A 16028-nucleotide genomic window follows, 5' to 3' on the forward strand; every position below is an offset into this window, starting at 1 on the left:
GCCGATTCTCCATTCTGTGCAGGTACTTCAGCTAAGTTAACTGCAAGCAGTGTAACGGTAACTAATCCAGTATTTACCTGGTACAGTGATGCCGCCTTAACCAATGCAGTATTTACCGGAGCAGAATTTAATACACCATTACTAACTGCCACCAAAACTTACTATGTAACTGTAAGCGGCGACAACAGATGTGAAAACACAGCTGCTACAGCTAAGACTGTTACTGTAACGGTTAATCCACCGGCCACAGCAGCTGATATTGCTGTAGCAGGAGCGGGCTCACCATTCTGTGCAGGTGCAACTGCTAAGCTAACCGCAAGCAGTACAACAGTAACAAACCCAATATTCACCTGGTATAAAGATGCTGCGCTAACCGATGTAGCATTTACCGGAGCAGAATTTACTACTCCAGTATTAACAGCAACCACTACTTATTATGTGACAGTAAGAGGCGATAACAGATGCGACAATACAGCAGCCACAGCTAAGGTTGTTACCGTAACGGTTAATCCACCAGCCACAGCAGCTGACATTGTTATAGCAGGAGCAGGCTCACCATTCTGTGCAGGCACAACTGCCACGCTTACAGCAAGCAGTACAACCGCTACTAATCCGGTGTTTACCTGGTACAGTGATGCAGCATTAACCAATGCATTGTTTACCGGGGCAGAGTTTACTACTCCGGTGTTAACAGCAACTACAACTTACTATGTAACTGTTAGGGCTGCTAATAAATGCGAGAACACTGCCGCAACAGCAAAAGTGGTTACAATTACAGTTAATCCTTTACCAGAAACACCAGATGTTGCTAGTGCAGGAACAAGTATATGCAGCGGCGAATCAACTGTGTTAAAAGTAGCTAATGCTGAGGCAGGGATCTTGTACCAATGGTACAGTGAGTTAGCAGGAGGAACATTATTATTTACTGGTGAAGAATTTACCACACCAACCTTAACTACTAATACAGATTACTACGTATTGGCAGTAAGTGCTTCAGGTTGTGGAAATGCAACTGGTAGAACTAAAGTAACAGTAACTGTTTCACCAAAACCACAAACACCGATTGTAGTTTCAGCAGTTGTAGATGCCTGTATAGGAACTCCGGCTGTATTGAGTGTTTCAAGTCCTCAAACTAATGGAGTAACCTACAAATGGTATACTACTCCAATTGCTGGAACAGCTGTTGGTACAGGCACAAGCTTTACTACGCCTGCAATCACAACAACTACTACATATTATGTTGAAGCTTCAACAGCATCTTGTGTAAGTACGGGTCGTACAGCAGTTAAAGTAAACGCTTCACCAATTCCTACAGCGCCACCTGCAATATCAGGAGCTGAAGGGCCATTGTGTTCAGGTACAACTGCTACACTTTCAGTAACCAATCCAGATGCAGCGCTTACTTATAGCTGGTATACTGCAGCAACCGGAGGAACTTCAATTGCTCAGGGTGTAACATTTACTACACCGGCTCTAACAACAACCACAACTTATTATGTGGAAAGTAGCAATGCAACAGGATGCTCAAGTACAACACGCACATCAGTTGTGGTAACTGTACTAGGTAAACTTGAGGCACCAGTGGTTACTGTTAAAGAGAACAAAGCAACAGAAATAACATTCCAGTGGAATCCAATACCAGGAGCAACTGCTTACGAAGTTTCATTAGATAATGGACTAACATGGGTTGCACCTACAGGTGGAGCGACTGGAACTACTTATCTGGTAGCTGGTTTGAAACCTGATCAAAGTGTAACAATAAGAGTTAGGGCTAAAGGTCAGCTTGACTGTCAACTGAGTGACGCAACCAGCTTAACTGCTAAGAGCGATAATCCTCTAGGAAACACAATTTTTGTCCCTAATACATTTACACCAAATAATGATGGTAAAAATGATATTCTGTACGTGTACGGAAATACAATTGCAAAAATGAAGTTGCGTGTATACAATCAATGGGGACAATTTATTTACGAATCATTAAACATTCAAAATGGATGGGATGGAACGTATAAAGGTGATATACAGCCGAACGGTGTGTATGTGTATTTCCTGGAAGCGGAATTTAATGACGGGACTAAAACCACTAAAAAAGGCACAATAACCCTATTAAGATAAAAGATGTTTCCAGTTAATATTAATCATTTACCTAAAAACTCGAAAAACAAATTTGTTATGAAGAAACTAATAAAAATAATAGCACTAGGAGCGTTTTTAAGTTTGGGAGCTGTAAGGGTGGTTGCACAGATTGATCCGCACTTCTCTCAATACTACGCTCACCCGCTATGGCTAAACCCAGCACTAACCGGGGTAACGGACGGTGAATACCGGGTTTCTTTGAATGCCAAACAACAGTGGGGAACTATTTCAAATTCATTTTTAACCGGGGGGGCGTCATTTGACATGGCCCCGGTTAAAAACTTAGCATTCGGTGCAATGGTTTTGAATCAGAATGCTGGAGATATTAGTTATAATCACCTAAGCGCTATGGTTTCAGGAGCTTATCGTATCCACTTTGGAAAGATCGGTTTAAACATGATAAACTTTGGTTTGCAGGCTGGTATTCTTAATAAAAGCTTTGATCCATCAAAGATCACCCTGGGTGCACAATTCAATCCAATAACGGGTTATGATCCCAATTTTGGAATAAACGAATCCTTTGCTTCATCTAACACATTAGTGCCAGATGTGAATGCAGGATTTATGTATTTCGATGGAAATCCAGGACAAAGAGTTAACGTGTTCGGAGGTGCAATGGCAGGGCATATTACCAGGCCAGTCGATAAGTTTTTAGGGAATAGCGTTCGTATGCCAATTAGATATGCAGCTCATGGAGGTGCTAGAATCAAAATGTCAGAAGTTCTTGATATTACACCAAATGGGTTATACATGAAACAGGGTAATGCACGCGAAATAGCAATCGGGGCTTATGCACAGTTTATGCTTAATCAGGAATCAGATTTGCTTTTCGGGTCTAATTATAGGGTTGATGATTCTGCGATAGCTTTCTTCGGGTTACACCTAAAAAATATGGTCTTTGGGGTAAGTTATGATTTTAACACTTCAAGTTTAAGTAGAGCTACACGTAATCAGGGAGGGTTAGAGTTATCCATTTCATTTACCAGTAGAAAGGGAATTACAGGCCCTAACTTCTTTTGTCCAAGATTATAAACTAACGCGATATGAACCTAGCATGATTCATCATGCGAGCTCCATCTGACCACCTAAACATAAATAAATCATTTACAGATGAAACTGCTTAAAACATTACTGATCCTGTGCTTATTCACAACTGCTGCAAATGCGCAATTTGTAACCAATAGTAAGAGAGTAGCGGATGTCTATTTTCAAAATAAAGAGTATTACGCAGCCGCAGAATATTATAAAAGATCACTGCAACTATCCTCCGCAGATAGTGCTGGGTTTGTAGTGCCTTATGGTTTTGCAAATAAGATTAAACAAGATAACCCTAAAAAGGAAGATTACGAATACAGCGTATTTCAATTGGCTGAATCGTTAAGGCTTTATAAAAACTTTACTGACGCAGAGAAATGGTATGCTTTGGCAAAGGAATTTAAGGATCCGAAATATGTACTTGCTACATTTTGGTATGCCGAATCACTGAGGGCAAATCAAAAATTTGAAGAAGCAGTTACGGCTTTCAATGAATTTGTCGGCAAGTATAAACTTAATGATGCGTATGCCGCAAAAACAAAATCTGAAATAGCTTCTTGCCAGTTTGCATTATTTGAATTGCGCTATCCGAGATTGTTTAAGTTAACCAAGCTTCAAAACGATATTAACCAGAAAGGATCAAACTATACACCGGTTATAAAAGACAGTAAATTTTACTTTACATCTTCCAGACCAGTAGGTGATGCAGGCAAAAAGGAAATCTTAACTGATCAAAGTAATGCGAAAGTGTCAAAAAAAGAGACCCCATATTTGAATGCAGTATATGAAACTCCAGGTAATCCTTTAACGGGAGGCATCACAATTAAAAAGGTAGCATTAAACAGTTTAAACAAAGAAGCAGCTGCTCCGGCTTTTCATCCAAACGGAAAGGCCATTTATATTACCAGCTGGACAGCTCAGGGCGACAAAAAGATCTACCAACTAGCTTCATCAGATAAAGGTTGGAGCGATCCCGTTGAGTTAGGAAGCCAGGTAAATGTAAAAGGATTTAATGCTATTCAGCCCTTTGTAACTAAAGATGGCAAATACTTAATCTTCTCGTCTAACAGACCTGGTGGACAAGGTAAGTATGATTTATGGTATTGCCCTTTGAGAACTGATGGGTCATTAGGACAAGCGATAAATTTAGGTAATAAGATAAACTCCCCTGAAGATGATCAGGCTCCCTACTATAATGCTCAAACCAATAAATTGCTTTTCAGTAGTAATGGCAGAATAGGGATGGGTGGATTTGATTTTTATGAAAGTGAGGGCGATTTCACTAATTGGTCAGACCCTCGCAATGTTGGTTATCCATTTAACTCATCAAAAGACGATATCTATTATACTCCTTCTGATAATTCAGATACCGAAGGCTATATTAGTTCAGACCGTGAATCTCTTTGCTGTCTGGAGGTTTTTAATGTAAAACGTGAATACCTTACCGTTAAAGGTATTGTATACGATTGTGATACAAAACAGCCCTTACAAGATGCCACTATTATACTTGTTGATTCATTGCAAACACTTAGAACAGTTACAAATCAAGCCGGAGAGTACACTTTCAAAGTAAATTCTAATCGTAAGCTAAAACTTACAGCAGAAAAAGATAAGTACTTCTCTAAAATTTTAAACTTCAGTTATGATGATTTAGCAAAAAAAGATACATTGTTTAGTCCTGATATTTGTTTAACTCCTTACGAAATTGACAAACCTATAGTACTTAAGGATGTGCTATATGAATTTGATAAAGCAACATTAACTGAAGATTCAAAAGGTAAGCTGGATCATTTATTTTCAATCATGGAGGATAACCCTAAGATTGAAATCGAGCTAAGTGCGCATACAGATAGCAAAGGTTCAGATGCTTATAATATGGACCTGTCAGTGAGAAGAGCGAAATCTTGCGTAGACTATTTAGTTTCAAAAGGAATACCGATTTCAAGAATGACAAGCAGAGGCTATGGTGAAACAAAACCAGTAGCTCCTAATGAACTACCTAATGGCAAAGATAATCCTGAAGGTCGTGCCCTTAACAGGAGAACTGAATTCAAGGTTACAAAGAAATAAAATACGAATACCCGTCTGTTAACAGGCCTTCAGAATTTTATTTTTGAAGGCCTGTTTTTTTAACCTTATCTGTAAATATTGGGGAAATGAATCCAGTTTGAGGAAGGTTTACCCCTCTTTACTTTTTCTGAATTGTAGCTTTTGTCGCACATAATCCTGATCCCTCGTTTTTCATCCTCAATCGTAAATCCCCTTCAATTAATAATAGAAGATACATTTATTTGTCGTTAGCCATAAAAAAGCAATTTTTTAAAGCACAATAACAAATCGGGTATGGTAATTGCCATGTAACCGACATATTAGCTGCTATGCAATACCTTGATTGCAAGTGCTATGGGATAAATTAAGTTTAATTGTTTTGCGAATTGTAAGTATGATTGGAATCAATGTAATTTCACCAAATGAATATCCTTGCCTGGAAAACTTAAAGCAATATAAAATTTTGCATACTAAGCCGGAGCCAGTGTTTGATAAACTAGTAGCAGTATCGGCAAAGATGTTAAATGTTCCTTTAGCGATGATCAATTTTGTAGACAACTATAAAGTCTGGGGTATGTCAGAACAATCAGAGTCTGCTGATCTGGATACCGATCAAGCTAACAATATATGTTCAATTGCAATACAGAATGATAGTCTTGTGAAATTTGAAACCATCACAAAAAAACCTGGGTTAATTTTAAATCCAATGATGCTTGGTGAACTTGGGATACAATTTTTTGCTTCGGCTGTTATCACGACTAAAGGAGGACTTAATGTGGGTTCAATTTGTATTGTAGATAGTCAACATAGAGACTTTAGTTCAACCGAACAGAAAAAATTGGATTGGATAGCCTCCATGGTAACTGCCGAAATGGACAAGCGAATAGCGGTGTATGAAGTGGCTTAATTCTTCCTATACAGCCCGGAATGATAATCATCTAAATCTGTCCAAATAGTTGGTCGGGTTTATGCAGAATATATAGATTTCCAAAATTGTATCTACACTACTTAGGGACGCACTGTCTTCGCTTCATTAGTCCGGTGAGAGGATGCTCAGATAAAAAATTTAGGTCTTTGCCCTCCATGGTTTGTATTTTGTTTCCGCAATATTCACTACCATGTTTCAAGTCATCATCAGGTCCTATTAACACTGGGGAATTTACAAGATCCTTATAAGCAGAAAAATGGCATCAGTTACTTTGCTTTTGTCAGTTGTGATCTTCTCCCTGTAATTGTATCCCTTCAACAGGAATTGTGCCGAAGTTCCTCTAAATAGAAAGAGAGATAGAATGCGTGTAAATGGCAGGCCCGATCAAACGTTCATGTAACTCCTCGTAAATTTTCGTAAAGATGCTGTCTATGAAACCAATATTCGGTTAATTAAAGAAATTTGTCAGTGGTAAATAATCTATATAGACTTGAATCCATATGAGGAAATAGGCGTTTATAATCATGTTAATCATTTCAACCGGCACTGCTACGGCCTAAGAAGATGATCCCGAAGTACCAGTGATGCGAGTTCGGTTTACTGCCTGCGGCAGGAGCCGTCTATGATGTAAAAAGGATAAAGCGCAGCTTAAACCATGATGCCTTCTTTTCTTAAGATGTAGTTGTAAATACCCTCAATAGGTTTTTGATATATCTTACCAACTTTTACCTGATTCTCAATACAAACCTCTCTTAAAATATCCTGATAGTAAAATGCAATAGAGCCTACAAAGTGAGTATCAAGGCTTTTATAATTAGGGTAATCCTTAATGTTGGAATCTACAAATTCCTGGAAACCCTCACGTAAAATATTAATAATAAAAGGATGATCAGGATGAGAAGCCATAAAACGACTTATCGAGGCCAGGTAGATATTTGGTGCTGGTTTTTGATAAAGATTGGTAATAACAGATTCCTTGTCAATTTGATAAGTATCGGCAAATTCAACAGCAAGATCAGCAGGCATCTGATGATATAGATAGCTTGTGATCAGTTTGCGACCAAAATAGGTGCCTGAGCCTTCATCACCAAGAGCATAACCCAAGCCATGTGCCCCGTTATGAACTTCTTTACCGTCGTAATAAGAAATATTAGAGCCAGTACCCAAAATACAAGTCAGTCCTTTTTTATCACCACAAGTGGCGTATGCCGAACCAATTAAATCATGCTCAACTGACACATAAGCCTTGGTAAAGAAAGAAGAAATCCCGTTAGAGATCACCTCAATTTTATCAGGCGACGAGCAGCCTGCACCAAAGAAATAGATTTCTTTAACCTTATCAGCGTAAGGGGCAATTTCTTTCTTCTTTGAAAACAATTTGAAAATATCATGTGCATTTAAGAAATAAGGGTTTATTCCTTGCGTACTAAAGTTGATTTTTTCATTGGGGCTGTAACCCATCCAATCGGTCTTAGAAGAACCACTGTCTGCTACTAGAATCATGCGATAAAAATACTAATCTTATTGGATATTTAAAGTGCCACTTATCTCTTTTAAACTGATTTCTGTAAGTTTTGCCTGATATTGAGCATCTAAAAACCTGGTGATTGCGTTTATAGCGTTTCTTTGGGCCTCTCTAAGTTCCAGAGGGGCAATGCTTCCTAGCCTGTACTTTGCTAAAGTGATATCTAGATTTTGCTTGGCAATGTCAACATTTTTAGTCTCAACCTTTAACAAATCCAGGCTTGTTTTATAATTCTCGAAAGCAGTTAGCAGCTGGGCGTTAATAGTTTGCTTGGTTTTTTCAAGCTCCACTTCAGATGAATTGATCTGCACCTTAGCATTTCTTTCATTCTGACGCTGTAAAAAACCATTAAAGATATTCATGCTTGCCGTTAAGCCATAAGAGATACCCTGACCTCTAAATTTCTGGTTAAACCCAGTAGGGTTGGCGCTTCTCGAAAATGCATAACCACCATTTACACCAACTACCGGATAACGCTGTCCCTTTACCTCTTTTAAACTAAGTTCAGCCACCTTTTTATTAATAAAAGCATTCTGTAGATCAGGATTCAACTGTAACGTTTGCTCCTGCAACAGGGTATAATTCAGTTTGTAATCAATGTCCATATCCTCTTCCGCAGTAAATTTAGTATCAATAGCCCTGGCCATAACCTGATTAAGCGTAATCATTGATGTTTGCAAAAGGTTTTTTTGCTGTAAATAGGCAGATGTATCGGTATTGTAGTCAACCTGAGCAGCTAAAACATCAAGTTTCGAACCCTTACCCAGCTGCAGTTTGTTATCAGCAATGGTTAATCTAAATCTCGAAATATCCAATGCACTGTCATTGGCAACAACAAGCTGTTGCTGTTTTACCACTGCATAATATGAATTAATTACATCAGCAATTGTAGTTAATATAGCGGCTTTTGCATTTACCTCGCCCTGTTTTTGCAACTCCTTTAATTTATCATAAGTAGCAAACATCTTAAAGCCGTCAAAAATGGTCCAATCCAGCGCAACACCGTAGTTCATGCTTGTATTCCTAACACCATCGGCAACTCTCTCAGCACCAGTAGAAGTGGTTTGTACTGTATTTTGTCTACTCCCGTCCGTTGCAAAACTCCCTGTAACCCCAGGTAAAAAACCGGCATTGCCAATATTGGTGTTGTTCTTTGCAATCTGCAAATCATTGTTAACCAATTTTATGTCGTAATTATTTTGCAGAGCGATGGTAATTGCCTGTTGAAGCGTTAGTTTCTCCTGGGCAGCTGCATTTTGTACAAAGGCTGCAAGAAGTATGATCAAAATAAAATTAAGCTTTTTCATGTTTCTCTTTGTAAATGGCCACTTATACATTTTCCGTTTTCAACGCAGCTATTAAAGACTCTTTTAGTTCTGAATTTTCCTTGTGTTCTTTAGACCAGAACGAATAAATAGCAGGGATAACAAACAGCGTAAGAATCAGCGCGAATATAGTACCACCAACAATCACAATACCCATACCCATCCTGCTTTTTGCAGCGGCACCTAATGCCATTGCAATAGGAAGCGCACCAATGGCAATAGCCAAACTGGTCATCAAAATAGGTCTTAACCTCGATACCGAAGCCTCTCTGATTGCATCATGAACGCTCTTGCCCTTTTCTTTAAGCTGATTGGCAAATTCAACAATCAAAATACCATTCTTAGTTACCAGTCCGATCAGCATAATGGTGCCAATCTGGCTAAATATATTCCAGCTTTGGCCAAACAACCAGAGGGATAAAAATGCACCGGCTACAGCCATCGGTACCGTTAATATAATGATAATAGGGTCTTTAAAACTTTCGAACTGTGCTGCAAGAATGAGGTAAACCAACAATAACGCAAGGCCAAAGGCAAAAGAAGTATTAGATGAACTCTCTCTAAAATCTCTCGACTCACCGCCTAAATCTGTAGAAAACGTTTCGTCAAGTATTTTAGCCGATATCCTGTCCATTGCATCCAGACCTTCTCCAATACTTTTGCCCGGAGCCAACCCCGCCGAAACAGTTGCTGCGGTAAAGCGGTTATTTCGGAATAGCTGTGGCGGACTGCTCTCTTCTTTACTCGAAACCAGGTTGTCAATCTGAATCAACTCACCTTTATCGTTTCTAACATATACAGAACTAAGATCAAGTGGATCTTTCCTGTCGCCAACCTCAAACTGACCAATAACCTGATACTGCTTTCCGTTCATAAAGAAGTAAGAAAAGCGCTGACCGCTTAAGCCCAATTGTAAAGCAGAACCAATATCTGCAACAGAAACCCCCAGGTTTTTGGCCTTAGCCCTGTCAATAGTTAAGTCAATTTCGGGCTTATTAAACTTCAAATTCACATCAGAAGTTGTAAAAGTAGGATCCTTAGCCACCTCATCCATAAACAAAGGCACTTTTTCTCTTAGCTTTTCAAAATTCTGAGCCTGTATAATATAATTGATAGGCAAACCACCCCTACGACCAACCGAAATAGTAGGCTGTTGCGTTACAACCACTTTTCCTTCAGTATATTTTCTGGTAATCTTGGTTAAAGCATTAGTAATATCAGCCTGAGAACGTTGCCTTTCTCCCGGGTCACTTAAGCCCATTCTTACGAACCCGCTATTTGTAGATGCCGAACCACCAAAGCCCGGCGAGGTAACCGTAATAGCCACTTTCTTTTCAGGCACAGAATCCTGAACCATTTGGGAAACCTTACCCACAAAATCATCAGTATAGGCAAAAGAAGAGCCTTCAGGTAGAGTAAGGTTCATGTTAATCGCGCTTCTGTCGTCATAAGGAGCGGTTTCTTTAGGCAATATCTTCCAAAACAAAACAATAAGACCCAAACAAACCAAAATAATAGGAATTGCCAACCACCTTCTGTCCAAAAACTTGTTTAGTTTTTCTTCGTACCAATCATTCATGGCCACAAAGTATGGCTCCGTCATGTCGTAGAATTTGGATTTTTTGTGCCCGCTTTTTTTCATCAGGTAAGCATTTAGCATCGGTGTTAAAGTAAGCGATACAAATGCCGATATGAGCACGGCGGCCCCAATTACCACCCCAAACTCCCTAAACAGCCGGCCTACAAAGCCCTGCAAAAATATAACCGGTAAAAACACTGCAGCTAAGGTTACTGAAATTGAAATAACAGCAAAAAAGATCTCGTTAGAACCTTTAATTGCGGCCTCAAAAGGGGAGTAGCCCTCTTCTACCTTTTTAAAGATATTTTCTGTAACCACAATACCATCATCAACCACCAAACCCGTTGCCAGTACAATTGCCAGCAGCGACAATACATTAATCGAGAACCCAAAAATGTACATGATAAAAAACGTAAACACCAGCGATACCGGAATATCTATCAGCGGCCTCATTGCAATTGCCCAATCCCTAAAGAATAGGTAAATGATCAGAATAACCAGAATCAGCGACAAGATAATCGTTTCCGCAACCTCAGTAACAGAGCTCTGGATAAACCTGGTTGTATCCAACGAAACATTAAGTTTTATATCCTGTGGAATATCTTTTTGCAGCTGCTCAAACCGCTTGTAAAACTCTTTAGAAATGTCAAGGTAGTTAGCTCCCGGCTGCGGAACCAAGCCAACAGCAACCATAGGCTTTCCAGATTCCCTTAAAACAGTTTCTTCGTTTTCAGAACCCAGAACCGCGTAGCCAACATCTTTTAACTGCACTACATTGTCCGAATCATTTTTCAGAATCAGGTTGTTAAATTCATCTTCGTCAGTTAATTTACCTAAGGTTTTTATCACCAGTTCCGTACTTGCACCCGTAATTTTACCAGATGGCAACTCTACGTTTTCCCTGTCTAACGCAGTAACAATATCTTGCGATGTTAAGCCATAGGCAGCCAGTTTATTAGGGTCTATACGAATACGCATGGCATATTTCCTTTGCCCCTGTATCTGTATACTACTAACCCCGGTTATGGTTTGCAGCCTATCAGAAATCACGTTTTCAGCGTAATCACTTAGCTGCATTACATTCCGCTTATCGCTTTGCACCGTCATCGTAATTACCGCATCAGAGTTGGCATCAGCCTTACTTACAACCGGATTGCCATCGATATCTTTAGGCAAACTTCTTGCCGCCTGCGAAACCTTATCGCGCACATCATTGGCTGCATCGTCTATATTTTTATCCAGATTAAACTCTATGGTAATATTACTACTACCCTGATTACTTGATGAAGAAATATTCCTGATCCCGTCAATCCCATTAATAGATTTTTCAAGCGGTTCAGTGATCTGCGATTCAATAATATCAGAGTTGGCACCCGGATAAGAAGTTCGCACAGAAACCACCGTAGGGTCAATATTAGGGAACTCCCTAACTCCTAAAAAGTTATAGCCGATAACCCCAAACAAAAGGATCATCAGGTTCATTACAATGGCCAAAACCGGCCTTTTTATACTCGTGGTTGAAATACTCATCCTGTCGCTCTTAGTTTTTAGTAACTGTTACATGTACCGGCGTCCCTGTTTTAAGAGCCATGGCACCTGTGGTTAAAACTGTATCTCCAACTTTTAGTCCCGAAGTAATCACGATAGCTTTTGCCGTACGCGTACCCGCCTCAACAGAAATCTGCTGTGCCTGTCCGCCCTTACTTACAAATACCGTTTTCCCATCAAGTACAGGAATTATAGCCTCATTAGGAATTAAAATAGCATCGTTTAAAGTGGTAAGCGCTAATTTAATCCTTGCAAAAGCACCCGGCAGCAACTCGTTATTCGGGTTAGCCGCCAATGCTTTAATCTGTAATGTTCTTGTTTGTGAATTTATTCCCGGTTCAATAGCAAATACCTTCCCGATGTAAGATTTTGCAGATCCATCTGTTCTAAATGAGATCTCAGAGTGTAATTTGATCTGGCCTACATACTTTTCAGGAACCGCGAAGTTTATTTTAATAGGATCTATGCTAAGCAGGTTTGCAATAACACTGGCAGGGGTAATATACTCTCCAACCGAAATAGAGCGCAACCCAATTTTCCCGCTAAAAGGGGCATATATAGATGTTTTTGCCAATTGTGCACGGACCAATTGCGTTTGCGATTTAAGCGACTGCAAATCTGCAAGCGAGGTATCATACTCTTCCTGACTAATTGCTCCCTTTTGCAAAAGCTGTTTTGCCCGGGCTTCGTTAGTAGCCGATAATCGTTCTTTAGTAAGTGCGTCTTGTAACTGAGCCTGTATATCCCTGTCGTTAATTTTTACCAGCAGCGTACCTTTACTTACGTTAGTACCTTCCTTAAAATTAATTGCGGTAACCAATCCAGATACCTCACTTTTTAAAGTAACAGCCTCGTTGGCCTCAACAGCCCCTGTTATTTCAAGATCATTGTTAAAAGCAGCAGCATTTACTACTACGCCATTCACATTCATTGTTGGCGCGCCGCCTTTGGCTCCCTTGCCTCCGCCTTTTCCGCCACCTGAATTTTCGATCGCCTTATTGGCCGAAATCCTGTAATAAATAAAATAAAGAAACCCTAAAACAATTAGGGCATAAACGATATACTTGAGCTTCATATTGGCTGTGTTGACTTTGTTAGCGTACAAAAATATTCAAATATGGCGCCTCACAAGGCTTGTATTAAGGATGTTACAGCTCCATTAACGTAATATTTTACTTACGAGCATATTAAACGGTAGGTAAAATATACACTATTTTAAGCACTTTTATCTAAGTTTGGCACAGCAAAAACAACTAACTTATATTAATAAAGAATTTTTGATGAAAACATCATTAGCAGGATTAATCGTATTACTATCAATAAGTATGACAGCTAAGTCGCAGGTAAAGATTGGGTTCGAGGTAAATTTCACTGAACCACAGGCACATTACGTTGAAATGGAAATGAACATTTCAGGATTAACTAAGGATTATGTAGACGTTAAAATGCCTGTATGGGCACCAGGATCATACTTGGTTCGCGAATTTGCAAAAAATGTAGAGGGCTTTTCGGCTACTGCAAACGATAAGCCTGTTAAGTTCGAGAAAGTAAGAAAAAACGCCTGGAGAATTTATTCCGCTAAAGCAAAAAACATAAAAATCAAATACCGCGTGTATGCTTTTGAAGTATCTGTACGTACCTCTTTTGTTGATGAAAGTCATGCTTTTTTATCAAGCACCGGAATATTTATGTATCCTGATGGCATGCTAAACTTACCAAGCACTGTTAAAGTGAACCCGTTTAAAGGTTGGGAAAAGGTATCTACAGGCTTAGAGCCGGTAAGCGGAAAACCGTTTACTTATACGGCATCGAACTTCGATCTTTTGTTCGATAGCCCTATTGAAGTAGGTAACCAGGATGTTTTTGAATTCACTGCATCTGGTGTTAAACATGAAGTGGCTATGTATGGAGGTGGTAATTACGACAAGGAAAAGCTACAGGTTGATATGGCTAAGGTTGTTGAGCAGGGAACCGCTATTTATGGCGAGAACCCGAATAAACACTATACTTTTATAGTACACAACCGCTCCGTTGGAGGTGGTGGTCTGGAGCATTTAAATTCTACCGTACTTGGCGCATCCAGAGATAAATATGCTGATCCAAAAGGATATAAAGATTTTTTAAATCTTGTTGCACACGAGTATTATCACCTTTGGAACGTAAAACGCTTACGTCCGGTAGCCCTGGGTCCATTTGACTACGACAATGAAAATTACACTACAAACCTTTGGGTTGCCGAAGGTTTTACATCGTACTATGAGAATAAACTAACGCATCGTGCTGGCTTTTTTACTGTTGATGAGACCGCACAGGCGCTAGCAACAGCTATTGCCAATGTGGTAAACACACCGGGCGCAAAAGTTCAGTCGGCCGCCGAAGCGAGTTACGATGCATGGATTAAAGCATATCGTCCTAATGAAAACTCTAACAACGCCACCATTTCTTATTACAGTAAAGGTGAGGTTGTTGGTATGCTTATGGACATTGAAATTGCCCATGCTACTAAAGGAGCCAAGAGTTTGGATGATGTAATGAAAAGCATGTACCATGAGTACTATAAAAAATTAGGCAGAGGTTATACTGATGCTGAATTTAAGGCTATGGTAGAGAAAATTAGCGGCATCAGCTTTACTGATTTCTGGGCCAGATATGTAAATGGAACGGATGCTATTGAGTACAAAAAATACTTTGGCTATGCGGGTATTAGTGTTGTAGACGAAAATGAAGGTAAAATTATTCCGTATTTAGGTGTGGCATCTAAAAAGGTGGAGGGTGATATTATTGTATCGGCTGTTTCGCGTAATTCTGCTGCCTGGGATGGTGGCTTAAATGTGAATGATCAGATTGTAACTGTTGATGGCGTGCCTGTTGAGGTTGCTATTGAGAAAATGCCGGTAGTTACCAGTAAAAATGTTGGCGATGTGATTACCGTTACTATTAGAAGAGATGGTTTGGTAAGGGATATTAAACTTACCTTAAAGGCTAATCCGAATGTTAAATTGATAACTACGGTTAATGAGAATCCAAGCGAAGGAGAAAAGGCTGTAAGAAATCGTTGGCTTTTGGGAAAGAAAGGTTAAAAAACACTTACTATTCAGCGTCTGGAATAAATGCGCTGAAAAAGCGCAATGATTCCTAGACCTCTTCTTAGCAAGCATTTTTTAAGGGAATTGGGCGCATAATATGGAGCACATCCCCGTCCTCGACGACAGGAGAGATCTCTTGATTATGTGAATCGTTTCGTCGCTACTTCTTGGTCGAGAGACTCCTGTTTAATTACATATAAAAGCAAGGGCTGCGAATTCATATTCGCAGCCCTTGCTGTTTTTCAATACGGAAGAAGTGTAGTTTTATCTAAAACGCGTAACGTAATGAAATGCCGAAACGCGCTGCGGTAAATTCTGTTCCTTGATTAAGGGTAAACATTGGGCGCCAGTCAAATGCAAAGTCAATTGGTGCATTTGGGATTTTAAAATCTAAACCAGCGGTAGGTCTAAGTTGAACTGCAGTTGAGTGTTTTCCAAACAAGAAATTCGGACCAACACCTAAGTACCAGTCTAATCCTCTTGCACCTGCAATTGGAGCCTGATATTGAAATTCTGCACCTAAACCAACAACGTTTCCGTCAAAAAAGATAAGGTTGGCATCAACTGCACCGTTTCTAGAGAAGAAGTGTTTTACATTAAAACCAACACCGGTTGAACCGTCGCCAGCGTCAATACGCATACCTAGTGCAGTTTTATAACTTTGAGCATTAGCCACATTTGATGTTAATGCTAGCAATGCAGTGCAACAAAATAGAGTAAAGATTAATTTTTTCATAATGTCTGTTTTTAACTTTTTATTAGATGAAAGCATCATAACAACTATTGTGCCACGGCATGACATTCAGATTATAAATAC

General features: G+C 39.5%; 10 protein-coding genes. 5 read left to right on the top strand and 5 right to left on the bottom strand.

Translation table 11 applies throughout. The annotated features are described in order from the left end of the window. From HQN86_RS07725 to HQN86_RS07740, 4 genes are all read left to right on the top strand, one after another. Nucleotides 1-2115: Ig-like domain-containing protein (locus HQN86_RS07725; protein WP_172660447.1), on the top strand; the 2115-nt coding region annotated here is incomplete at its 5' end. Between the two features lie 57 nt (nucleotides 2116-2172). Further along, complete coding sequence (locus tag HQN86_RS07730; protein WP_172660448.1) at nucleotides 2173-3168, top strand: PorP/SprF family type IX secretion system membrane protein; 996 nt, start codon at nucleotides 2173-2175, stop codon at nucleotides 3166-3168. Nucleotides 3169-3246: 78 nt separating this feature from the next. Beyond that, nucleotides 3247-5241 (top strand): OmpA family protein, encoded by a 1995-nt coding sequence (locus HQN86_RS07735; protein ID WP_172660449.1) that lies wholly within the window; start codon nucleotides 3247-3249, stop codon nucleotides 5239-5241. A 373-nt stretch (nucleotides 5242-5614) separates the two neighbouring features. Next, nucleotides 5615-6127 carry a GAF domain-containing protein gene (locus HQN86_RS07740; RefSeq protein WP_172660450.1) on the top strand — a complete coding sequence of 171 codons (513 nt, stop codon included), beginning with the start codon at nucleotides 5615-5617 and terminating at the stop codon, nucleotides 6125-6127. Between the two features lie 669 nt (nucleotides 6128-6796). Here the strand turns inward: HQN86_RS07740 and HQN86_RS07745 are convergent. Genes HQN86_RS07745 through HQN86_RS07760 form a run of 4 tightly spaced genes read right to left on the bottom strand, consistent with a single transcriptional unit; the run spans nucleotide 6797 to nucleotide 13200 of the window. Then, on the bottom strand, nucleotides 6797-7651 hold the full coding sequence (locus tag HQN86_RS07745; RefSeq protein ID WP_172660451.1) for an N-acetylglucosamine kinase: 855 nt from the start codon (nucleotides 7649-7651) through the stop codon (nucleotides 6797-6799). An 18-nt stretch (nucleotides 7652-7669) separates the two neighbouring features. Continuing rightward, a complete protein-coding gene (locus HQN86_RS07750; RefSeq protein WP_172660452.1) occupies nucleotides 7670-8980 on the bottom strand; it encodes a TolC family protein in 1311 nt (436 codons plus the stop codon). 22 nt (nucleotides 8981-9002) lie between these two features. Further along, nucleotides 9003-12107, bottom strand: coding sequence for an efflux RND transporter permease subunit (locus HQN86_RS07755; protein WP_172660453.1), 3105 nt, complete (start codon nucleotides 12105-12107; stop codon nucleotides 9003-9005). 10 nt (nucleotides 12108-12117) lie between these two features. Next, on the bottom strand, nucleotides 12118-13200 hold the full coding sequence (locus HQN86_RS07760) for an efflux RND transporter periplasmic adaptor subunit (protein ID WP_172660454.1): 1083 nt from the start codon (nucleotides 13198-13200) through the stop codon (nucleotides 12118-12120). 205 nt (nucleotides 13201-13405) lie between these two features. Between HQN86_RS07760 and HQN86_RS07765 the strand changes: the two genes are divergently transcribed. Next, the gene (locus HQN86_RS07765) at nucleotides 13406-15205 is read left to right on the top strand and encodes a M61 family metallopeptidase (protein ID WP_246269504.1); all 1800 of its coding nucleotides are present in this window, start codon (nucleotides 13406-13408) and stop codon (nucleotides 15203-15205) included. 274 nt (nucleotides 15206-15479) lie between these two features. On the opposite strand, the gene HQN86_RS07770 is transcribed toward HQN86_RS07765, so the two are convergent. Then, nucleotides 15480-15947, bottom strand: a complete 468-nt coding sequence (locus HQN86_RS07770) for a hypothetical protein (protein ID WP_099439747.1) — start codon at nucleotides 15945-15947, stop codon at nucleotides 15480-15482. Nucleotides 15948-16028 lie beyond the last annotated feature (81 nt).

The organism is Pedobacter panaciterrae, assembly GCF_013204795.1.
Classification (GTDB): domain Bacteria; phylum Bacteroidota; class Bacteroidia; order Sphingobacteriales; family Sphingobacteriaceae; genus Pedobacter; species Pedobacter panaciterrae.

What these genes read in the sequence shown, in the direction of transcription:
- HQN86_RS07770 (WP_099439747.1), bottom strand. Translation starts at nt 15,947, where the DNA reads ATGAAAAAATTAATCTTTACTCTATTTTGTTGCACTGCATTGCTAGCA.
- HQN86_RS07740 (WP_172660450.1), top strand. Translation starts at nt 5,615, where the DNA reads ATGATTGGAATCAATGTAATTTCACCAAATGAATATCCTTGCCTGGAA.
- HQN86_RS07735 (WP_172660449.1), top strand. Translation starts at nt 3,247, where the DNA reads ATGAAACTGCTTAAAACATTACTGATCCTGTGCTTATTCACAACTGCT.
- HQN86_RS07760 (WP_172660454.1), bottom strand. Translation starts at nt 13,200, where the DNA reads ATGAAGCTCAAGTATATCGTTTATGCCCTAATTGTTTTAGGGTTTCTT.
- HQN86_RS07745 (WP_172660451.1), bottom strand. Translation starts at nt 7,651, where the DNA reads ATGATTCTAGTAGCAGACAGTGGTTCTTCTAAGACCGATTGGATGGGT.
- HQN86_RS07730 (WP_172660448.1), top strand. Translation starts at nt 2,173, where the DNA reads ATGAAGAAACTAATAAAAATAATAGCACTAGGAGCGTTTTTAAGTTTG.
- HQN86_RS07755 (WP_172660453.1), bottom strand. Translation starts at nt 12,107, where the DNA reads ATGAGTATTTCAACCACGAGTATAAAAAGGCCGGTTTTGGCCATTGTA.
- HQN86_RS07750 (WP_172660452.1), bottom strand. Translation starts at nt 8,980, where the DNA reads ATGAAAAAGCTTAATTTTATTTTGATCATACTTCTTGCAGCCTTTGTA.
- HQN86_RS07765 (WP_246269504.1), top strand. Translation starts at nt 13,406, where the DNA reads ATGAAAACATCATTAGCAGGATTAATCGTATTACTATCAATAAGTATG.